This window comes from Fortiea contorta PCC 7126 (assembly GCF_000332295.1).
Lineage (GTDB): Bacteria > Cyanobacteriota > Cyanobacteriia > Cyanobacteriales > Nostocaceae > Fortiea > Fortiea contorta.
Genome location: NZ_KB235930.1, coordinates 42,508 through 63,914 on the forward strand (window position 1 = coordinate 42,508; position 21,407 = coordinate 63,914).

Below are 21,407 nucleotides of genomic sequence, written 5' to 3' on the forward strand. Positions count from 1 at the left end.
CCCTCCCCCGTTAGTTTATATCTGAAACAGGGGGAAGAGATGGTTTAACTAGGGGAATTAGCAATTGGGAATAGAGCATCGGGCAATATAAGTTTTCCTCAGTAGCCCTCTGCTTTGTGCTTTATGGTCTAGAATTATCTTCCCAAAACTTCGATCCGCACTGGTGCAACGCCACTACCGATCATGCCGATAATCCGAGCTGCACCCACGGAAAGATCAATAATCCGCCCCCTGATATATGGGCCTCGATCAGTAATTGACACCACTACAGAACGACCATTGCGGGTGTTGGTAACACGTACTCTTGTGCCAAAGGGTAGGCTGCGATGGGCAGCTGTCATACCTTCTGGATGAAATCTTTTACCGCTGGCAGTGCGACTACCAGAACCATCGTAGCCATAATAAGATGCTATACCCCGGAAATTGAGTCTAACTTTGCCGACAGCAATTTCTTGCGGTAGTTTGGGAAATGAAGCAGGTAAGCGTACTGGTAAATCAGCAATCTCGCTGATGGGAGAAGCATTACCTAAAAGTCTCCGCAAGCGATTAGTAGCTTGTAAAGCATCATTGGCCTGATTATTGGTGAAATCAGATAGACGGGTGTCTTGATTGATTTCCACCAATTCTTGGCTATTGATTTTAATTGCAAAGCGATCGCTTGACTGTTCCTGGTTCGATAAACTCTTGTTTTGGGCTTGGTTGGCTACTTGGGAATTGTCTTTTCCCTTCCAACTGACGCTAATCTGACTAGCGTCTGCACCATCTCGAACTAACTGGTTGATCCTAGCTGCGACTATGCTAGCTCTTTGAACTGGGTCGTCTTGGCCGGTACTGATTTGTTTACCGACTTCTGTTACATTCCCGACACTTGCTACCTTGGGTGAGTTGTTAGCAATAGGGGCGTACATTTGCACGCCCCGAGAATCTCCAATTACCCCAACTTTACTATCAGCGTTGGCAACTGGTATGGAACTCAAAAAGGTAAGAACAGGAATATTTCGGATGAAAAGGGTTGTCGCTTTGCGGCCTTCAATGCTATGAGCGTGAATTTCTGTAATCACAGCATCTGAGGCGGGTTTCCCCGTTGAGGATTGATATTCTCCTACCTTCACCACATCACGAGCGGGTGAATTTTGGGAAACTTCAACCTTCCCTTTGGGAGCTTGAGTACGACCTACTGAGGGTACTCCTACAACGGTGAGAAACAGCGCGACAATAGTCCACAAATGTCTTTGATTCATGCGTCCGATTTTAAAGCGACTGTAGAACAGCAGTTTCACGATTCGTGGGATTCTTGACCACTGGTTGTGGCATCCCTCTACAACTCGAACTCGTTCCGCTTTCACTTTTTTATTTGTAACTGCAACAGACTAACACGAACCTTTGAACCTGGGGATCAGGGTTTTAGCGTAAGTCTTGGTAACTGTACCAAATTCAAAGTCTGATTTCAAGGGTAAAACCTTGCTCAATTGCGGATTTCGCCCGTGTAACGTTTCTTGTGATAAGTAAAACTTTTCTTATGAAAATTTAACATTGACTACACCATAAATTCGCAGTGCATTGTTAATTTTTAGCTCCAATTCCTATTTAAGCCAGTATTTTTTTCTACAAAAACTATTTTGCGAGTAAATACATAATTAAAGGCAAAATATAAAGTTCACAAATTAAGATATAATACTTAGAAAATCTTCATGATTAATGATTTACTTTTTCCTTTTAATTTGAAAATATAGAGGTTTTGCAAAATATCTGCATACAATATTGCGTAATTACTTCTGATAAAACAAGTATGTTTTTTTACAAAAATATGTAGAGAATAATTTTTTCTAATACATAAAGATATGTTATTTAAATTACTTTTGCCTTCCATATTAATGCTTTCTCATATGCAGTCTCAACACGGGAGGTATTTCTTACGGCAAGAAAAAATAAATTATGAAAAAATTAGCCTAAATTTAGCGGCTGCATGTAAATGAGCATTTTTTTTAGTCAAAAAAGATACGTTGTATTAAACCGTAACGAAAGATTAAGGATGAAGAGTGAGGCTGATATCAGAATAACAGCTAACAACTAACAAGTATTTTCGGCATTTTGGCAACTAAACTATCAGCAAAAGTTGATATATTGCAGACATTAATAAAGATATTTTTAACTGCTATCCAGAAGATGGAATTCAATCTATCTTCTTAGGTTTTTGGTTATTTGGCATTTTGGCAACCTATTAAATTTTGATTATGATACCTTCATAAGAATTGCTAGGATTAACGTTAGTTACAACATTAAATACGTTATCAATAACCGTCCCTTGTGTTGGCTGACTTTATGATCCTGACAACCTATTGAATTTTATTTGTGTATTTTTTCCAGAGTCCAAGGTGTATTGCCACTTTCAAGCTATTTGGGCGGGGTCAAACCCGCCCTTTATTTTCAGTTTTTATGAATAGAATTAGGGACTAGTACAAAAATGCTCAAGTTTGAAGTTTAAAACCAATAAACTTGTATTTTAAGCCTTTCATGAATTTGCAATGGTTGCTTTATTTGCTTCGTAGCCGAGTAGGGAAAGTCATGCTTGATTTTTCCTTATGAGCGCGGCTCATGGAGTTTTTTGCATACATATTTTTTTATCTGATGCATAGGAGAATACTTTTGTATCCTCAACTATTTGCGGTGAAAAGATTTTGCAGCAATTTTGCTGCATAGGTGTTAGCGCGACAAACACTTCCTTTTCTGCTGGGAAGAAGAAAGTGTTCGTTGGGTCTTAGGGGCATAAAAGAGAATACAAAAATTCTTTTTTGCCGGAAATTTAAAATATATGACACAGTTGCGTAGGTCTTGATTAATATTTGCAGACAGTGTAATAAGCGATGTTATTTAAGTGGCAAATTGTCTAAAATTTGGTTCCATAAATCTTCAATCGTGATTCTACTGAGTTGCACAATCTGCTATCAGTTATTTATGGATTTGGACACATCCTTTAGGAAGATACAAAACAAAAAAATAAAGGGTAGATTAATCCGGGATGTTGTTATGCACTGGATTTATATAGAGGTTTGGCTCGTCGCCAAACCTTTTTTTCTATTCATATTTGCAACAATAAATCTAGCGATGCGTAAAAAGTTTGATATTGCGTCTGCTTTGATAACGCAGCGAGAGCGGAATAGAATATCACTTTTAGAGCATTGGTCATTGGGAACTTGGTATCGAGCAAAGAAAAACGCAGTTAATTGAATTTTTGTTTTTAAGTGCTTAATTATACAATTAAAAAGACAGTTTATACTGAGATATAGACAAATGTGAATATTCTAAACAATTAGCAATATATCAACAGATATATTTTAATTCCGCAAATTCAAATATTAATTTATACCTTGCTTTTTAGTAAGAAAAACTTCATCATTAGTTGAGTAATAACTTAACGCAGAAACTGCGAATAACAACATAAAAGCAGACAATCTGAATCAGAAGTATAAAAAACATCTGGTGAACAGAACTCTATTTTTTGGTGTTAAAAGCACTAATTTACAGACTTCGGAGTTAGATTAACTCATGCTACAAGGATGGATACAAATTGTATTAACGCTACTAATTGTGGTAGCAATTACTCCTTTTTTCGGTAAGTATATAGCCCGTGTCTTTTTGGAACAAAGTACTTTTTTTGATGCAGTTTTGAACCCAGTTGAGCGAGTCATTTACTCTCTAGTTGGCGTTCCCACCAAAGAAAACATGACGGGTTGGCAGTATGCGCGGGCGATCCTCTACAGCAATGTAGCTATGGGATTGCTGGTATTTTTGATTATTGTGAATCAGGGATGGCTACCACTGAATCCGACAAAGATAGGTGCGCCGACCTGGGATACAGCACTGCACACCACAATTTCTTTTATTACTAACACCAACCAGCAGCATTATTCTGGTGAAACCTATTTGAGTTATGCCAGTCAAATGTGGGGACTGGTATATCATATGTTTACTTCGGCGGCAACGGGTATAGCTGTAGGGATTGCTTTTATTCGGGGTTTAACTGGTAGACCATTAGGCAATTTCTATGTAGATTTAACTCGCGCCATTACGAGAATTTTATTACCTATTAGTATTGTAGGGGCGATCGCTCTGATGATCGCCGGCGTTCCCGAAACCCTCGCCGGGCCAGCAGTATTTCCCACACTAGAAAATCCTAGCATTAGTCAGGCGATCGCTCGTGGCCCTGTCGCCCATTTTGAAATTATCAAGCAGCTAGGAGAGAACGGCGGCGGCTTTTTCGCTATCAACTCCGCACACCCTTTCGAGAATCCCAGCGGATTTTCTAATTTGATTGCAACTGTGGCGATGCTTTCTATTCCCACAGCCCTAATCTATACCTATGGTGTGTTTGCCAACAATATCAAACAAGCTTGGCTAATCTACGGCATGGTTTTTGTGCTGTTTGCGGTATTTATTATCATCGCTGCTATTGGCGAATATAACGGAAATCCGGCTGTAAACACACTTTTAGGAAGTCAGCAACCAAATTTAGAAGGAAAAGAAGTCCGGTTTGGTTGGGCGCAATCTGCGTTATTCGCAGTGAGTACAACTGCGACTATGTGCGGTGCTGTCAACAGCTTAATCGATTCCTTCATGCCTAACGGTGGTTTTGTCACCCTCTCGAATATGTTTCTACAAATTATCTGGGGTGGACAAGGAACAGGAACCGCTTATTTATTCGCTTACTTGATTTTGGCGGTATTCGTCACTGGATTGATGGTGGGACGGACACCGGAATTTTTGGGACGCAAAATTGAGAAGCGAGAGGTAGTGTTGGCTAGTTTCTTGATTTTGATGGTACACCCGATCGCTATTTTAATTCCCGCTGCGATCGCTTTAGCATTTCCTGAACAACTGGCGGGGATTAGTAATCCTGGCTTCCACGGCTTTTCCCAGGTGATGTATGAATATGCATCGGCTGCAGCTAACAATGGTTCTGGGTTAGAAGGTTTAGCAGATTCGCAACCCTCGCCAATAGCTATAGCTGCGGGTGCTCAAACAACTGTTACCGCTCTGTGGTGGAATCTCAGCACTTGTTTCAGTTTATTAGCTGGGCGCTATATCCCTGTGATTGGTTTGTTGTTACTCGCCGACAGTATGTCTCGCAAACAACTCGTACCTTTAACAACTGGGACACTGCGAACCAACACCGGGCTGTTTACGGGTGTCACCGCTGGGGTAATTTTAATTCTGGGTGCGCTGACGTTTTTCCCGGTGCTGGCTTTGGGCCCCATTGGTGAGGCTTTTTGGATTGCTAAAGGTATCGGTTGAGCAGAAATAATGGGTTTGATTGGAAACGCAAAGGAGCGCTGAGGTTGGCTGAGTTTCTCATCCCTAATCCCTAATCTCTAATCCCTAAAAAATATGACAGCTAACATAAATCCTTCCTCGCCCCGCACACCCCAAAGGACTCGTGATTCTCGCAAACATACGCCAAAAGCAGATATGCGGGGACTGTATCAAAGGGCCGTTCGTGAGTCTTTTGTCAAGCTTGACCCGCGAATTACTGTGAGAAATCCGGTGATGTTTGTGGTTTGGGTGGGGACGATTGTGACTTTTTTGGTGACTCTCGACCCGAATTTGTTTGGTACGATTCAGGCGGATGTTAATCAACAGCGTGTGTTGAATGGGTTGATTACGCTAATTTTATTTTTTACTTTGGTTTTTGCTAATTTTGCGGAAGCTGTGGCTGAAGGTCGGGGTAAAGCCCAGGCTGATGCTTTGAGAGCAACGCGGTCTGATACTGAGGCTAAGAAAATTTTGCCTGATGGCGCGATTGAGAAAGTTAATTCTACGCAACTGCGCCAAGGGGATTTAGTGAAAGTCATTGCTGGTGATATGATTCCGGCTGATGGCGAGGTGATGCAAGGTATTGGTTCTGTGGATGAGTCGGCGATTACTGGGGAGTCGGCTCCTGTTCTTAAGCAACCGGGTACAGATATCGCCAGTTCGGTGACGGGAGGGACTCGTCTACTTTCGGATGAGTTGACGATTAGGATTACCGCTAATCCTGGTCAAGGCTTTATTGACCGGATGATTTCTTTAGTTGAGGGTGCAGAACGGAGTAAGACGCCGAATGAGGTTGCTTTGACGGTACTTTTAGCAGTGCTGACTCAGGTATTCTTGATTGTAGTGGCGACTATGACACCTTTTGTCGGTTATATTGCCAGTTTTATCAGTACTGTATTTGGGGCTGAGGCTGCTAATAGCTTGCGGGCTGGTGCTAGTGTCGCCATCTTGGTTTCGTTACTGGTAGCATTGATACCCACGACTATCGGTGGTTTGCTCAGTGCGATTGGAATTGCGGGGATGGATAGAGTCGCCCAATTTAACGTTATTGCTACCTCTGGTCGTGCGGTGGAAGCCTGCGGTGATATCAACACCTTGGTGTTAGATAAAACAGGTACGATTACTTTAGGTAATCGCATGGCTGATGAGTTTATTCCGTTGAATAATTATTCACAACCAGAGGTGGCGCGTATCTCTCTACTGGCTAGCGTGTTTGACGATACGCCGGAGGGTAGGTCAATTGTGGGACTAGCAGAAAAATATAAGGTGAAGGTAGATTTTGATCCGAAACAACTGGAAGGTGTGGAGTTTTCCGCCAAAACTCGCATGAGTGGGACTAATTTACCCGATGGTAAACAAGCTCGCAAAGGGGCTGTAGATGCTATTAAGGGGTTCGTCCGTTCCCGTGGTGGTCCTGTTCCTGACGATGTAGATGCGGCTTATGAGCGAGTTTCGCGGTTGGGTGGTACACCTCTAGCGGTTTGTCAAGATGACCAAATTTATGGCGTTATTTACCTCAAGGATGTGGTGAAACCTGGACTCAGAGAAAGATTTGACCAACTGCGGCGTATGGGTGTGCGTACGATTATGTTGACAGGTGATAACAGAATTACGGCTTCTGTTATTGCTCAAGAAGCTGGGGTTGATGATTATATCGCTGAAGCGACTCCAGAAGATAAGATTGCGGTGATTCGCTCGGAACAATCCCAAGGTAAACTTGTAGCGATGACTGGGGATGGGACGAATGACGCCCCGGCCTTGGCGCAAGCAAATGTGGGTTTAGCCATGAACTCCGGGACGCAAGCTGCGAAGGAAGCTGCCAACATGGTAGATTTGGATTCTGACCCCACTAAGTTGATTGACTTGGTAACTATTGGTAAACAGTTATTAATTACCCGTGGGGCATTAACAACATTTTCTATCGCTAATGATATTGCGAAGTATTTTGCTATCATTCCCACTATCTTTGCCGCAGCGGGAATTGGAGCTTTGAATATTATGGCGCTGAAAAGTGCTCAATCGGCAATTGTTTCTGCATTAATTTACAACGCTTTAATTATTCCTGTCTTGATTCCTTTAGCACTCAAAGGTGTGAAGTTTTTGCCGTTGACTGCAGACCAACTACTACGGCGTAATATCTTTATCTACGGCTTGGGTGGGATTATTGCTCCCTTTATTGCCATCAAAATCATTGATGTGATCTTGCCTTTATCTTAATTTTGTGTAGTGAAAAATTTTATGAAACCGATTCGCATTACTACTTTAGCGCCAAAAGCTTTACCAATACTAGAAGCAATTGACGAAATCTGGTTGCAATGGCGTCGTCAAAAGCTACCTTTGTATCTGTTTTTGGCGATGTGTTTTAACCTTGTGGTTGCTCCTGTTGTCTATGGTGCTACTGCTCAACAACTTTCCCGTACTCAATCTTGGGCTTTGGGAATTTTAGGTCTAGTGATACTGGGGCTTTCTGTTTATTTGTTTTTTGTGATGTTTGTACCGGAGAAATTCTGATGAGTTTTGCAAGAGAAGCAAACCGAGCCATTCGTGCTACTTTGGTGCTCTGGGTAATCGCAGCTATTATTTATCCTTTTGTGATGATTGCTTTTGGGCAAATTTTACTGCCGTTTGCGGCGAATGGTAGTTTAATTAAAAATGCTCAAGGTCAAGTTGTGGGTTCGGCTTTGATTGGTCAGCCATTTACTTCAGACCGCTATTTTAACAGTCGTCCTAGCACTACCAGTTATAGTACTGCTGATCCGCAAAAAGATGAGGCGCGAGTTTTACAAACTGGGGTTTCTGGCGCTAGTAATTTGGCTCCCAGTAACATTGCTTTGCTGGAACGAATCAGAGGTAAAGATGACCCCGACCCCGCAAAACGAGTTGAAGGCGATTTGAATCGGCTAAAAACTGCAGGTGTGCAACCGACTGCCGATTTAGTTTATACTTCTGGTTCTAGCCTCGACCCTCACATCACACCCGAAGCCGCTAGAGCACAAATTGGTCGTGTAGCTAGGGCGCGGAATCTTCAACTCAATGATTTAGAAACTTTGATTACCCAAAATACCGATGGTCGTTTTCTGGGTATATTTGGTGAGCCTGGGGTAAATGTTTTGAAGCTAAATCTGGCTTTGGATCAAGCTACTTCCCTCAGATAGATGCAAAGAGCGATCGCTTTTTGATGAAACGAAGCGGTCGTATATTAAATTCAGGCGAGCCATCAGAGATAAGCTAACTGTAGAGACGAAGCAAAAGCAACGTCTCATGATTTAGATATGAATTGCTCCTAGCTAGTAATATTAGGTTGCACAAAGCGCTTAATTTCACCACAAGCAATGTAGGATTTGCCATCTGGTGCTGTTTTGATTTCATCGACTACATAAAGCATTCCTTCTTCCCGCACCGATCGCGGAAATCGCATATTCCAATCTGGTTCATATCCATCTGCAACTACCCTAGCCCGCAGTTTGCTACCATCTTTGACACACTGGACGAGAACACCATCGGCTATGGTGTCGGTTGTGGGTAAATCTGCGGCGCTGGCTGGGCCTTTGGCGGCTTTGCTGGTGCTGGTTGATGGCGATCGCCTGGGCGCAATAAAGATATCTGTTTCTCCTGGTTGAGCAAATCGATTGATTTTGCCCACTACACGGTAGAAAGTACCATCGTTGGAAATTTCTAACTTTTCAACGACATAACGTGCTCCCTCGGCACGAATAGCCCTGGGAAATTGGACATTTTTTGTTGTGTCGTGCGCTTGCGAAATGACCTTAACCCGTAGCTTACCTCCTTCCCGAACGCAACTCAATTCCACACCAGAACCGATTTCGTTGACAACCGACATTGCATATACTTCATCACCAGCAGTGACACCCCGTCCCGCTAAATCGCTGCGATTGCGTGTCATTGTCTGGTAAGTTTGATCTCGTAGCTCTTTGCGTCCAGCATTTCCCAGGGCTTTTTGGGCGATTCTGCTGGCGAAATACTCTAGCTGTTCGATTTCTTCGGCAATTTCAAAATTCTCATGCAATCCTCGTTCTCGCAACTGCTGTACTAGCGATCGCAGTGTTTGTTCCCCTTGTTCGTGCTTACCTTGTTCTGCTAAATCGAGAGCAGTTTCTTTGGCTTTGGCGATGGTCAAACGACTTAATTCTATGATGATCCGGCTGGTGGAGGCTAAAGCTGCTTCCTCAACAGTCCCGACTTTGGCGACGACATCCACTGTACCAGAGACACTGGCAATCACATCATTTTGCACGACATCAGCGGTGTAGTGTAGCTTCATGACAGGTAAATCGCCAATTTCTGCAGCAGCGATCGCTACACTCAACCCTAAAAGTTTGTCTTCACCTTCGTATAATTCTCCCAGAGCGATCGCTGTTTGACCAGCGTTGTTTTGGCTGACTTTTGCCAAACTTAAAGTATCAACAAGGCTCACACCATCAGCTAACTCAATTGTCACCTGGAGGTTTTGACCAACTACTGCTCTCAGAGAGTCTAGCTCAATACCAAATACTTCCGTTGCTTCGTCAATACTCTGAATAAAATAGAAGTTACCGTTAGCAGCCCTGGCCATACCAATCAACAAATCTTCGTTAAAACCTTGACCAAAACCTAAGGTAGTTGTAGTGATACCCGCCTCAGCTTTTTGTGCCGATGTTGCTGTCAATATTTTAGGGTCTTGAATGCCCATATTTGCATGACCATCAGTCAGCAATAGCACTCGGTTGATTTTTTGTGAATTAAGTTGCGCCTTCACATATTCACATCCCTTGAGCCATCCTCCCGACAAATTAGTGATACCACCCGCTCTCACCTTGCGGATAGAATTTTTCAGCGTCGCTTTGTCAGTTACAGGCTGGGGTGAGATTACTGTATCCACTTCATCGTCATAAACTACCACTGAAAGCACATCTGCAGGCTGGAGTTGCTCCACTACAGATTCTGCAGCTTTGAGGGCATGGTGTAAAGGCGCACCCGCCATTGAGCCTGATCTGTCAATTACAAGCGAAAGATTGAGCTGACGTCGGGGAGATTGGGCTATATCAGCACGAAATCGCAGCAAAATATTGGTTTTTAATGCATGACCTGCAGGGAGAATAGCTTGGTCAAAGTCGTAACTTGTTTTCATCATTTTTTATACCTCTGGGAATCGTCTGTCATCCCATTTCCCGTTAATCGCGGTAGTGTAGAGACGAAGCAAAAGCAGAGCCTCTACAACAAAAATATGTTGCACGTATCAAGAGAATTGGTATGAGGACGGCTAGTATTGCCACTAGTTTACTCAGTAGTAAATATTTTCTGTGTGAAAAAGATAATTCAATGTAACTTTTTATAACTTTGCATCAATTTTGATGTAATCCGGAAATTTTAGCTAATGCATCCTTGACGCTGGGCGGTAACTGACGCATAATCTTACCTCTCTCACGGTCTAATGCGACTAAAGTAACTTTAGCGGTGACATATAATTCTTGCCCACCCGGTGAGACAATGGCATAGTCCCAATTGATGCGGACACCTGTAACTTCTGCCATGCGGGTTTTAACTACTGCTGCCATGCCTAACTGAATGGAAAGGTGATAACGTATGGACAGTTCCACCACTGGTAAATCACAACCTAAAGCTACTAAGTCGGCGTAGTTGATGCCAATGGAGCGTAAGCATTCTACCCTTGCTTCTTCCATCCAAGCAATAAATGCACCATGCCAGACAACGCCTAAATAATCGGTGTGGTGTGGTTGTACTCTAATTGGATAGGCAAACCAATGATCAAATTCTCGATGGGATGGTCGAGCGATCGCACCGGTTGGTGGTAGTGTTGGTTGACTGGATTTATCTTGGGACATGTTCAAGTTTCTACACAGCTATGTATTTTCCACTTCTGGAATAGCATAAAAATTCGTTGCATTGTAGAATCTATTCATTTAGCATCTACCTACGCTACCCAAAATCGGGTGCGTTTTGTTATGCAAATCTTGCAGTATTTGATTACAGTCCATGTCGCTGTAGTTTTTTTCTTGGCTTTCGGGACGACGCACCCAATAGCGATCGCCCAGACTTTATCGCCGAGTTATAGCGAATCTAATTTGGGACAGTTAAATGCACAGGCAATAAGATTGTCTAGGCAAGGTAATTTTTCCGCAGCATTGCAGAGATTGCAAACAGCTTTAAGCATCAGTAGAGACATGGGAGCACGTCCGTGGGAAGCTGTAATTTTTAATAATATTGGCAGAGTGTACCAAAGTCAAGGTCAATATTCCCAAGCGCTGCAATCTTATCAACAAGCTTTATTGATTGATAAGGAGCTAGGAGATCCAGTCCGGTTAGGCAAAACTTACAGTAATTTAGGCTACTTGTTCGATGTCCAAAACCAAAGAGAGTTGGCAATTTTTTTCTACAAGCATTGTCTGATTAATCGTGAGCGTGCTCGGCTCAATCCAGGGGTGCTTTCTGCTCCCCAACCGGACGCTTATAGTATCACGGTTGCTCAAACCTATCGAATTTTGGCTGCTCGCTTGTTGAAACAGGGACGTATTCAAGAAGCGCAACGGACTATGGATTTACTCAAGGTGGAAGAATTACAGGAGTATCTTCCTGGTGTTCCGGGTAATCAACGAACTGCGAAGGGAATAGAAATTATCCCTACAGAAAAACCTGTCAAGCAAAAGTTGGAGCAAACTTTAAATGATGCTGTCGTCTTAGGGAAGGAATTAACCACTTTACGCAAAATTCCTCCCCAACAGCGATCGCGCCAACAAACACAACGAGTTGAGCAATTAGTCGCTAGTCAGCAGCAACTCTTAGGAGAATTTAACAATTTTATCGCTAGTCCCGCAGTTAAAGCACAGTTGGAGCAAATTAGCCAGACAGCTAGGCGACAAAATTTAGATTTGGAAAGCGTCAACGAAATTCGGGATAATTTGGCAAGATTACCCCAAAAATCCGCACTTCTTTATCCATTGATTTTGCAGGATAGCTTAGAGTTAGTTTTGGTCAGTCCAGATTCTGTACCCATTCATCGTACAGTTGCTGTTACCCGCACCCAGCTTCACCAAACTATTTCATCTTTCCGTCAAGCCTTAGCTAATCCCAACCGGGATGTCAAAACACCAGCGCGCCAGTTATATGAATGGCTGATCAAACCTATAGAAAATGATTTGCAGCTTTCTGGGACACAAACTCTCATTTATGCACCAGATGACCAATTGCGTTATGTTCCCTTGAGTGCTGTGTATGATGGCAAGCAGTGGTTAGTGCAGCGCTTCAGTGTTAACCATATCACTACTGCCAGTTTGACTAACTTGAACACTCCTAGGAAATCGAATTTGCGGGTTTTAGTGGGTGCTTTTACTGAAGGTAATTATCAAGTGCGTGTGGGTAATCGCCAAGTGGCTTTTTCTGGTTTGCAATTCGCAGCGCGGGAGGTGGAAAATGTAGCAGCGATCGTTCCCGAAACTAAAAAGCTGTTGAATAATGCTTTCAGCCCCAAGGTGACAGTACCGCAAATGGATGATTATACAATTGTCCATTTAGCTACACACGCGGCTTTTGTGGTGGGTAAACCGGAAGATTCGTTTATTTTATTTGGGAATGGCGATCGCATTCACCTCAAAGATGTCGCTACTTGGTCGTTACCCCGTGTCGATTTGGTGGTTTTGAGTGCTTGCGAAACAGGACTGGGAGGACGGTTAGGAAACGGTGAAGAAATATTAGGTTTTGGCTATCAGATACAAAAAACAGGCGCTAGAGCAGCGATCGCTTCTTTGTGGGCTGTTGATGATGGCGGTACTCAATCTTTGATGAGTGCTTTTTATAGCTTGTTAACCCCAGGTAAATTGACAAAATCTGAAGCTTTAAGACAAGCACAAATTGCCTTAATTACTGGTAAATTACAAATAAAAAGTAACAATAATATGACGGTAACAGTTAACAGCAGCTTTCATCATCCTTATTATTGGGCACCCTTTATTTTGATCGGCAATGGGTTGTAATGACGACAGAACAAGCAATAATGTTCAGATTATTGGGGACTTGAGATTTGGGATCGGATATTTCCAGATATCCTCATTTGCTATCGCTGGTAATCTCTCAAAGACATCCTATTTGTCGCCATCGTTTTTCCAGTATAAATATCTTACTTTGCCGTCAGGGTAAGACTGATACACCTTAATCTCACAGGATATTTCCTGACTTACACCAAAAAATATGTGATGGACTAATACTGAGCCAAACACTTAATCATCGTTAACAGTAATTGATGATTGACAACCAACCCACAATTACTACTTACTTCACCATCTTTTTGAGACACCGGATCCTAGAAAAAAGCTTTAAAACTTCTTAGCTAGGGCTTTATTTTCCGCAACGGCTGGTAAAGGTTGCTTGACAATATTAGCCAGTTCTTGTAGCTGGTTAATGGCTTCAGCACCTTCTAATTTCATCAATTCGCGATCGTCCCGCATTTCTGTCCAAGTAATCCCATAATCGGATACTAAAAACCGAATCAGGTGATTGTCTCCCAAGCTAACCATAAATGATGCACTGTTCATTTGGTCGCCGCAAGTGTAGCAGGACGCCAAGTATCCGCGCCGTTCGAGAACGATCGCCAAGGCTTGGAGGTTCATTACCAAGTCTTGGACAAATTGCCGATGTTGATGCGCTAGTCTTAGAAACACGTTTTTCCTCCAGACACCACAGTCATTTGTGTTGATTTTATATTTTCTTTAGATTCTCTCATCCACTGGTATTGTAAACTATCGAATACTATTCCCAGTCGGTCAGGATTTGTTTGTTGACTACCTTGCTTAGGGTAGTAGATAACGGCTTCGCGTGCCGTATCAAACTATTCAATTTTAGAAATCAGAATACCCGACAGGTTTGTCAAACTTAAGATTGTCTTTATACACTCCTGTCACCATTGATGCTTGTGAGAGCAATCCGTTTTAAGATTAACTTAAATTTGCCATCTGTCAACTACATAAAGGCTACATATTGCATTTTTCTCACTTATATGCAGTTAAGGCTGCTGGTTACAAATGGTTAGTGTACCCACTGCTGGGGTGTTACTAACTTTGGTTGTGTTGGATGGGTGAGATTTTGCAGTTGACTGTGTTAATTCGAGACTAGAGACGGGCAATTGACTAATAGGTTCCTGATTATACAGAGTATTGTGGTCAATCAAGTGCAATATGTAAAACTCAAAATTAATAGATTCAATACTGAGAATAACTAAACTCAAGCAGTCAATGTTGCCATTTCGCCAGTATTTTCGCACCTCCTGAGATTAGGGATAAAACGTTGCATAAGCTACCAAAAGTTTCATGGCGATGCAATGAAAGGTTGCATAAAATACAAAAATTTGGTTTTTAACAGAATGTATTCGTGTTCAGACAGTTAATTTTTGGGTGGTGTAGTTCCTCTGTTGTGGTCAGGTCTCAGTATGACATCAAATACCAAGTTGATTAATCATCCCAAAGCCAGAAGAGTTTATTTTGTCACCTGCTGATTAATAGTATTTAAGAGTGGAGTTTTGGTAGTCTAGCGATATTTAGAGGTAAGTAGGGTAAAAAACAATAAAAACCTCAATATTTTGAGGTTATATGATTATCTGACTGAATATGAGGATAAATGCTTTAATTCCTCCTAAATTTTCATCTCATCTACATTTCTTGTGGTGTGTAGACTAAGTAGAGCTTTTTTTCAACCTTTATACCACATGCCACCAACCAAAAGCTGGGCCAATAAACCGGATAGTTACCCAAGCGACAACCATAACACCAATACCAATCCAAGCACCGCGAGTTGACCAACTCACAAACAAATCTGCTTGATTTTTGGTGATGGGTATCCAAGGTAAGATGCGAGTGTCTTGACCGTATTGTTCTCCCAGTGACGTTTTGCGCCGTTTTGCTTCACCCATAGTTAGCAATTGAAATTTAATTTAGGTGATGAATTGAGATTTCTAGATATCTGGAATAAACCAGAGATGTGATGATGATAGCGTTTGAAGTGGAGCGATCGCACTGCCGTTGATAAAATTTGACACTGTGGGAGTGTGGGGAGGTGGGGAGGTGGGGAGTTTTGATGTTCAAGTTTCAGGTTTAAAGGCGTAAACTTTATCCCCCCATCACCCCATCCCCCCATCCCCCCATCAATCTTCCGAATGGGGATGAGCAAATAAACTGGGATCGAGGTAGTTAATTCGTGCTAGAGGACTGAGGGACGAGAGAATTTGAGCACCGTAGCTGCGGTTAACTACACGGCTATCAAGTAAAGCGACGATCCCTTGATTTTCGCGGACTGGTGCGATCGCGCGCTGTAATTCATTTAAAGCTGTAGGCAATAAGTATAAACGGAACCAATCTTGATGCGATCGCTTATAGTGAGCTACTCTACCAGCTACTAAAGGACTTTCCAAAGATGGTAAAGGCAAAGTAGCAATAATTAACAGCTGAGGTGCAGGTAAAACACCTTGGTGTTCACGCCAAAATTCCCAACCGCTGATTAAAATCCCATTTTCATCTAAACAAGTTTTTTCTACCTGTACCCGCGAACCGAATTCACCTGCTAAAACCGCTGCTACTTGCGCTTTGAGTGGTACATCCCCTACTAAGATCACCGTTAATCCTGGTGCTGTGGCGCTTAAACATAACAGCGTCCGTACCTTGTGAATAAATGCTGCTTGAAATTCTGGTGTGTTGGGTAAAGGTAACTTATAAGGTACATATAGTTGAATTGCTTCCCCTTGACTATCAGCAGCAAACTTTAAGCAAGTTACATCTGCTAAACCCAGACGCTGACGGAACAGAGGCGCTTCAGTTTCCGGTTCTAGGGCGCTACCAATTAATACTACAGGTTGACGCTGCCAAATTAGCGCCAGTTTTTTATCTAATTCAATGGGAGCGCAGTGCAAAGAAAATAAACCTTGACGACGGGTAATAGTCGCCCAGAGAAGGGATGGGGAGATGGAGTCGTGGGGAGAGCTTTCATGACTAATTGCGAATTGTTGCCAGAAATTTTGCCAAGAATCCGGGAGTTGAGCTTGGTCTAAAGCCGAATAAAGATGGTGCAGAATCTCGACTTCCGGCTGAGAAATCAGATAGCACTCGTAAGGATTGGGGGGATGCTGGAAAAGTTCGCGGGTCAATTGCGATCGCGCCGAACGAATTAACTCAGCTTCGTGGGGACAAGCCAACATGAGTTGTTCCCAGTCCTGGGGTTGAATAATTTGGGTCAGCTGGTCACGTACCCAATCTTCTAAATCATCCACCCCATCAATAATTGTCGGTACTCCTGGGGGAAAATGTTCAGCAGTTTCTAGTTGTCCTTTTAACCAAGCTGCGGGGGAAATCAGCAGTAACCCTTGAAACTCAGTACCCGGCCAAGTGTCGCCTGTTCTGATGGTCTTTTTGGCTTGTAACCATTGCTGTAAGCGAGGAATTTCTATTTTGAGTAAGCGTTGCTGTACTGCTTCTGGGGCAACAATAATTACCGGCCCGTGCCACATCAAGGCTGATGCTACGAAACTAGTGCGATACCGCCCTTGATAACCGCAAACTGCTCCTACTTGAATTAGGGCGCTACGTCCCAAGCGCAAGGCTCTTGCTACCAACCGCGCCATCGTCAAATGATGGTGCCAAGAAGGAAACCCCGCCTGCGATCGCAGGAAGTTATGTAATGACAAATGAACTTCTGCCTCAATCACACGCTTTTAATCCCATACAAAGTGACTTTTACGCACAAAGCCCCGTCTCTATTATTTTGTCATCTGTCACGGGTTGTTTGTAGTTGCTCATGACTGATGACAAACCACCAATTAAGAGGAAATATGCTACCCTCACACAGAAATTTCCAGCGAAGCCTACAGACATCTGCTGGGTCGTCAAATCGAGCAAACTTGACGAAGTTTACCGGGGTTTAATGCAATCGCTCATAGATTTGTGAAATTTATCTACGATCGCCCTCTGTCAAATCGCTATGCATGAAGACAAGCGCATCCTCAACATAGTTATCAATACGGGGATACCAGACTCACTGGCATAAATAAACATTCGGGCTGTGCTAGCCCTGAAACTGGGGCATATTCAATGTGGTCATACTATTTTAATTCAAATAGCGATGTGGGCAATGAGTGGTGCTTTTAGTCTGAGTAACTTAAATATTTATTTGGAGTAGGTAGTATCAGCCCAAAGCTAAAGTCTAAAGTCGCAAATTACTACATCTGTCAAAGAATGGAGCATCGATTAGAAACAAATTAATGTTTTTCGCCCACGTTTGCTTGTACTAATTATTACTTAATCTTGTCTGTTGTCAAAACAGAGAAACAAGATACAGAAACTTGGCATGATCAAATTAAATCAGCTAAATGCAATAACACATTTTTAGTTGTTTGCAGCAAGCATTTCTATGTATCCAAACTAAGGCAAGATCAAGCTGGGGGCTAGGGGTTACCTAGAGCTTTCAGTTGACGAACAATTTAATTCAGGAATGTTTTCAGATGTCAAGCAACTTTACAAAACTACTGCCTATACTAGCGACGATTCTGGTATTAATTCTTTTCGTCCCAGAAATTGTTCTAGCTACACCAACTAGATTTGATAGCAGCCACACTGTAATTCTGGCTCAAGCTACGACCTCAGACTTAGATATTGATTTAACTCCCTTACAAAAACAAGAACTGCAAGCTATACGCCAGCGCAGAAATCGGGAAATAGTCAATATTCTAGACTCATCCCAACGCGCTCAACTTGCTCATAACCTACGACATGGGGATGACTTAACGCAAGCCTTGAGAACCCTGAACTTAAGACCAGAACAGCAGGATTTTATCAAAGCGATCGTCCAATTGACTAATTTGAAATTGAGAGCGATCGCTCTACGTCACGCCTTACCAGTAGCACATAAGTGAAAATACCACAACCTAGCTTCGTTCGCTCCCCTTACTCAGTAAATTCCTGAATTGAGTTAGCAAACAGGTTGAAACACAAAGCAATCTACCTGTTTGCTAACACAAAACACCAAAATGAGAAAGCATTTAAAGGTTTTGCTTGCTGAATCTACCGAAATCAGAAAGCAAACTCCAGTTTGAGAAAGCATTTACAGGTTTTGCTTGTTAAATCTACCGAAATGAGAAAGCATTTAAAGGTTTTGCTTGTTAAATCTACCCAAATGAGTCAGCAAACATGCGGTGATATGCGTTTACACTCCACAAGCGCACTCTTGTTTGTGTCATAGTATATTTGCTCTGGCGATCGCATACTACTGAATCAGAGCATAATTATAAGACTTACGCACTGTACAAATTAATCATAATATGCATTGACAACAATCGGTCATTACCAAATTTGATGGTGATTCTCGTTGATGGGAGGTGCAACCGTAGGGGCACGGCAATGTCGTGCCCTAGCACCAAGCAATATCATGCTGTACCGTTCTTAATGCGAATCGCCCTATGACTTTGCTCGTCAACAGACTTGTGCTTTTGAGGGCACAGAGGGCACAGCACTGCTGTGCCCCTACGGAATGTAAGGCTATTTGCGAGTGATACAACGCTTAATACCCGAAGGCAAATTTTTAGTAATATTTGATGACTGCACAAAATCAGAATTTTATCAAGACTGCAGATAATCGCCCTATTTGATCACAGCATCTATAATTAATCTTGCCCTCTTTAGTTCGTGATCATGGCGGAAGAAGATATCCGTGCTGCTAGACTCGAAAAAGTAGAACAACTCAAGCAACTAGGTTTTAATCCCTATGCTTACAGTTGGCAATCTACTCATCACGCAGCACAATTACAAGAAAAATTTGCCGATTTACCCAGTGGTGAAGAAGTTAATTTAGAAGTTGCTGTTGCTGGACGCATTATGGCGCGCCGCGTCTTTGGTAAACTAGCTTTCTTCACCCTACAAGACGAAACCGGCACAATTCAGCTTTATTTAGAGAAAAACCGCATCCAGGAAGGTATGGCACAGATTGATGCTGAAGCCTTCAACCACATCAAACAACTCACAGATGCAGGCGATATTCTGGGAGTCAAAGGTACTATTAAACGGACTGAAAAGGGCGAATTATCGGTCTACGTTAAAGAATACAGCATCCTGACAAAATCTTTGTTGCCTTTACCTGATAAATGGCACGGGTTAACCGATGTCGCCAAACGCTACCGCCAGCGTTACGTTGACTTGATAGTTAATCCTGAAGTCCGCCAAACATTTCGTCGTCGCGCTCAAATAACGGCGGGAATTCGTCGCTATCTAGAACAGCGAGATTTTCTAGAAATTGAAACACCAGTTTTGCAAAGTGAAGCAGGTGGTGCGGATGCGCGTCCCTTCGTTACTTATCACAACACTTTAGAAATGGAGTTGTATCTGCGAATTGCGACAGAACTCCATCTCAAACGATTGATTGTTGGTGGGTTTGAAAAAGTTTTTGAATTGGGGCGAATTTTTCGGAATGAAGGTATTTCTACTCGACACAATCCCGAATTTACCACAATTGAAATCTACCAAGCCTACGCCGATTACAATGATATGATGGCGTTGACTGAGGGGATTATTACTACCGTCGCTCAAGAAGTGCTCGGCACATTAGAAATTACCTACCAAGGGGAAACTGTAGATTTAACTGCTCCTTGGCGACGGGTAACAATGCACGATTTAGTGAAAGAATATACAGGCTTAGATTTCCATGCTTTTTCTACATTAGAAGAAGCAAAATTAGCGAGTAAAAATGCTGGAATTCCCGACACAGATACAGTTGAATCAATAGGAAAATTACTCAATTTAGTTTTTGAAGAAAAGGTAGAAACTAACTTAATTCAGCCTACCTTTGTCATCGATTATCCTGTGGAAATTTCACCTTTATCTAAACCCCATCGTTCCCAACCAGGATTAGTAGAACGATTTGAGCTATTTGCTGTAGGGAGAGAAACAGCTAATAGTTTCTCAGAACTTACCGACCCGATTGACCAAAGAGAGCGTTTAGAAGCACAAGCAGCGAGAAAAGCGGCTGGTGATTTAGAAGCTCAAGGAGTTGATGAAGACTTTTTGACAGCGTTAGAATATGGTATGCCACCCACAGGCGGGTTAGGAATTGGGATTGATAGATTGGTGATGCTATTAACTAATTGTGCCAGTATTCGAGATGCGATCGCATTTCCTTTACTCAAACCTACCAGCAGTGTCATCAAAGAATTTCGTTACGATTCCAAAACTCAAACACTAACTATTGAATTTAGCGGTGGTAGTGTTTATGAGTATTACAAAGTCCCCGTTGATATCAAAGAAGCCTTAGAAAATGCACCGTCAGATGGTCAATACTTTAATAAGTTTATTAAAGGCAAATTTTCCGAAGAACAATTAAGTTAATATCTGGCGATTAATAGGAATTAAAAGTAGGGTGGATTATCTCCATCCTACAAATCGGGGACAATAAACCTATTTTAGAAAAGGGAATAGGGGTTAGAGACTAGGAACTAGGGAAAAACATTTTTATTGTTCCTTATGTCTTTTCTTATTACCCATTCCCTAGCCCCTGCTTCAGGGTAAATACTTATACCAACTTTTAGTAGTCTAAGCATCAAACTTTTTTCTTAGTAATAGGTATATTTCTCTTGCGAATTTAAAAAAGCAAGAAGAAAGGATGAATCGTGTATAACGTATTTCGTCAATTACCTATAAAAACTAGTATTTGTTTGTTGAGTTTGATTAATTTGCACAACTTGATAGCAGCACCAGCAAACGCACAACAAGCTGTAGCGAGTGGTGCTGTGTCTATAGTTTCGCCCACAGGCGCTTATCAAGGAATTAGCGGAGAACTGTTTTTACCTGTAAGCAATTCTCTCAATCCCGGTACAAAAACTACTTTAACAATCACACCTACTTTCACAAATTTCGGCGCAACTGATGAAAAAATAACTTCTTTATCTCTCACCCTTGAAACTTCCAGCACCGTATTCACAAACAATCACAACTCACTCTTGAATCAAGCTGTACAAACAATTAATAATCCTCAATTAACAGCTAATCCAGCATCTATCCAGCAGACAATTAACAACACTAATAGCTCTGGTGCATTAGAATAGCTATTAACAAAGAAAG

Annotated in this window: 15 protein-coding genes; 8 read left to right on the forward strand and 7 right to left on the reverse strand. The window is 42.2% G+C overall.

The genetic code is table 11. The annotated features are described in order from the left end of the window. Nucleotides 1-134: 134 nt before the first annotated feature. The gene (locus MIC7126_RS0100245) at nucleotides 135-1,241 is read right to left on the reverse strand and encodes a septal ring lytic transglycosylase RlpA family protein (RefSeq protein ID WP_017651106.1); all 1,107 of its coding nucleotides are present in this window, start codon (nucleotides 1,239-1,241) and stop codon (nucleotides 135-137) included. A 2,305-nt stretch (nucleotides 1,242-3,546) separates the two neighbouring features. Between MIC7126_RS0100245 and kdpA the strand changes: the two genes are divergently transcribed. The 4 genes from kdpA to kdpC all read left to right on the forward strand — a co-directional run bounded on the left by kdpA (nucleotide 3,547) and on the right by kdpC (nucleotide 8,465). Next, a complete protein-coding gene (kdpA, locus tag MIC7126_RS0100255) occupies nucleotides 3,547-5,292 on the forward strand; it encodes a potassium-transporting ATPase subunit KdpA (RefSeq protein WP_017651108.1) in 1,746 nt (581 codons plus the stop codon). Between the two features lie 93 nt (nucleotides 5,293-5,385). After that, the gene (kdpB, locus tag MIC7126_RS0100260) at nucleotides 5,386-7,527 is read left to right on the forward strand and encodes a potassium-transporting ATPase subunit KdpB (RefSeq protein ID WP_026099929.1); all 2,142 of its coding nucleotides are present in this window, start codon (nucleotides 5,386-5,388) and stop codon (nucleotides 7,525-7,527) included. 21 nt (nucleotides 7,528-7,548) lie between these two features. Beyond that, entirely contained in the window at nucleotides 7,549-7,821 is a 273-nt protein-coding gene (locus MIC7126_RS0100265) for a potassium-transporting ATPase subunit F (RefSeq protein WP_017651110.1), read from the forward strand. Next, nucleotides 7,821-8,465, forward strand: coding sequence for a K(+)-transporting ATPase subunit C (gene kdpC / locus MIC7126_RS0100270; protein WP_017651111.1), 645 nt, complete (start codon nucleotides 7,821-7,823; stop codon nucleotides 8,463-8,465). The genes MIC7126_RS0100265 and kdpC overlap by 1 nt, the downstream gene beginning before the upstream one ends. A 128-nt stretch (nucleotides 8,466-8,593) precedes the next feature. Here the strand turns inward: kdpC and MIC7126_RS0100275 are convergent, their stop codons facing one another. Together MIC7126_RS0100275 and MIC7126_RS0100280 are read right to left on the reverse strand one after the other, a co-directional pair. Then, on the reverse strand, nucleotides 8,594-10,441 hold the full coding sequence (locus tag MIC7126_RS0100275; protein WP_026099930.1) for a vWA domain-containing protein: 1,848 nt from the start codon (nucleotides 10,439-10,441) through the stop codon (nucleotides 8,594-8,596). A gap of 211 nt (nucleotides 10,442-10,652) precedes the next feature. Beyond that, on the reverse strand, nucleotides 10,653-11,153 hold the full coding sequence (locus MIC7126_RS0100280) for an acyl-CoA thioesterase (protein WP_017651113.1): 501 nt from the start codon (nucleotides 11,151-11,153) through the stop codon (nucleotides 10,653-10,655). A 120-nt stretch (nucleotides 11,154-11,273) separates the two neighbouring features. On the opposite strand from MIC7126_RS0100280, the gene MIC7126_RS0100285 reads away from it, so the two are divergent. Continuing rightward, nucleotides 11,274-13,298 (forward strand): CHAT domain-containing protein, encoded by a 2,025-nt coding sequence (locus tag MIC7126_RS0100285; protein WP_017651114.1) that lies wholly within the window; start codon nucleotides 11,274-11,276, stop codon nucleotides 13,296-13,298. 339 nt (nucleotides 13,299-13,637) lie between these two features. Here MIC7126_RS0100285 and MIC7126_RS0100290 read toward each other — a convergent pair whose 3' ends face one another. From MIC7126_RS0100290 to MIC7126_RS0100305, 4 genes are all read right to left on the reverse strand, one after another. Next, nucleotides 13,638-13,982, reverse strand: a complete 345-nt coding sequence (locus MIC7126_RS0100290; RefSeq protein WP_017651115.1) for a DUF1815 family protein — start codon at nucleotides 13,980-13,982, stop codon at nucleotides 13,638-13,640. 1,031 nt (nucleotides 13,983-15,013) lie between these two features. Beyond that, nucleotides 15,014-15,226, reverse strand: coding sequence for a DUF2839 domain-containing protein (locus tag MIC7126_RS0100300; RefSeq protein WP_017651117.1), 213 nt, complete (start codon nucleotides 15,224-15,226; stop codon nucleotides 15,014-15,016). A gap of 2 nt (nucleotides 15,227-15,228) precedes the next feature. Then, nucleotides 15,229-15,450 (reverse strand): hypothetical protein, encoded by a 222-nt coding sequence (locus tag MIC7126_RS30010; protein ID WP_154655792.1) that lies wholly within the window; start codon nucleotides 15,448-15,450, stop codon nucleotides 15,229-15,231. A 7-nt stretch (nucleotides 15,451-15,457) separates the two neighbouring features. After that, nucleotides 15,458-17,011, reverse strand: a complete 1,554-nt coding sequence (locus tag MIC7126_RS0100305) for a helicase C-terminal domain-containing protein (protein WP_026099931.1) — start codon at nucleotides 17,009-17,011, stop codon at nucleotides 15,458-15,460. Nucleotides 17,012-17,803: 792 nt separating this feature from the next. On the opposite strand from MIC7126_RS0100305, the gene MIC7126_RS0100310 reads away from it, so the two are divergent. From MIC7126_RS0100310 to MIC7126_RS0100320, 3 genes are all read left to right on the forward strand, one after another. After that, nucleotides 17,804-18,214 carry a hypothetical protein gene (locus MIC7126_RS0100310; RefSeq protein WP_017651119.1) on the forward strand — a complete coding sequence of 137 codons (411 nt, stop codon included), beginning with the start codon at nucleotides 17,804-17,806 and terminating at the stop codon, nucleotides 18,212-18,214. A 775-nt stretch (nucleotides 18,215-18,989) separates the two neighbouring features. After that, a complete protein-coding gene (lysS, locus tag MIC7126_RS0100315; RefSeq protein WP_017651120.1) occupies nucleotides 18,990-20,675 on the forward strand; it encodes a lysine--tRNA ligase in 1,686 nt (561 codons plus the stop codon). Between the two features lie 281 nt (nucleotides 20,676-20,956). After that, on the forward strand, nucleotides 20,957-21,391 hold the full coding sequence (locus MIC7126_RS0100320; RefSeq protein ID WP_017651121.1) for a hypothetical protein: 435 nt from the start codon (nucleotides 20,957-20,959) through the stop codon (nucleotides 21,389-21,391). Nucleotides 21,392-21,407: the final 16 nt, after the last annotated feature.

Excerpts from the sequence above, each read along its gene's own strand:
- MIC7126_RS0100245 (WP_017651106.1), bottom strand. The coding sequence starts at position 1,241 with ATGAATCAAAGACATTTGTGGACTATTGTCGCGCTGTTTCTCACCGTT.
- kdpA (WP_017651108.1), top strand. The coding sequence starts at position 3,547 with ATGCTACAAGGATGGATACAAATTGTATTAACGCTACTAATTGTGGTA.
- kdpB (WP_026099929.1), top strand. The coding sequence starts at position 5,386 with ATGACAGCTAACATAAATCCTTCCTCGCCCCGCACACCCCAAAGGACT.
- MIC7126_RS0100265 (WP_017651110.1), top strand. The coding sequence starts at position 7,549 with ATGAAACCGATTCGCATTACTACTTTAGCGCCAAAAGCTTTACCAATA.
- kdpC (WP_017651111.1), top strand. The coding sequence starts at position 7,821 with ATGAGTTTTGCAAGAGAAGCAAACCGAGCCATTCGTGCTACTTTGGTG.
- MIC7126_RS0100275 (WP_026099930.1), bottom strand. The coding sequence starts at position 10,441 with ATGATGAAAACAAGTTACGACTTTGACCAAGCTATTCTCCCTGCAGGT.
- MIC7126_RS0100280 (WP_017651113.1), bottom strand. The coding sequence starts at position 11,153 with ATGTCCCAAGATAAATCCAGTCAACCAACACTACCACCAACCGGTGCG.
- MIC7126_RS0100285 (WP_017651114.1), top strand. The coding sequence starts at position 11,274 with ATGCAAATCTTGCAGTATTTGATTACAGTCCATGTCGCTGTAGTTTTT.
- MIC7126_RS0100300 (WP_017651117.1), bottom strand. The coding sequence starts at position 15,226 with ATGGGTGAAGCAAAACGGCGCAAAACGTCACTGGGAGAACAATACGGT.
- MIC7126_RS30010 (WP_154655792.1), bottom strand. The coding sequence starts at position 15,450 with ATGGGGGGATGGGGTGATGGGGGGATAAAGTTTACGCCTTTAAACCTG.
- MIC7126_RS0100310 (WP_017651119.1), top strand. The coding sequence starts at position 17,804 with ATGTCAAGCAACTTTACAAAACTACTGCCTATACTAGCGACGATTCTG.
- lysS (WP_017651120.1), top strand. The coding sequence starts at position 18,990 with ATGGCGGAAGAAGATATCCGTGCTGCTAGACTCGAAAAAGTAGAACAA.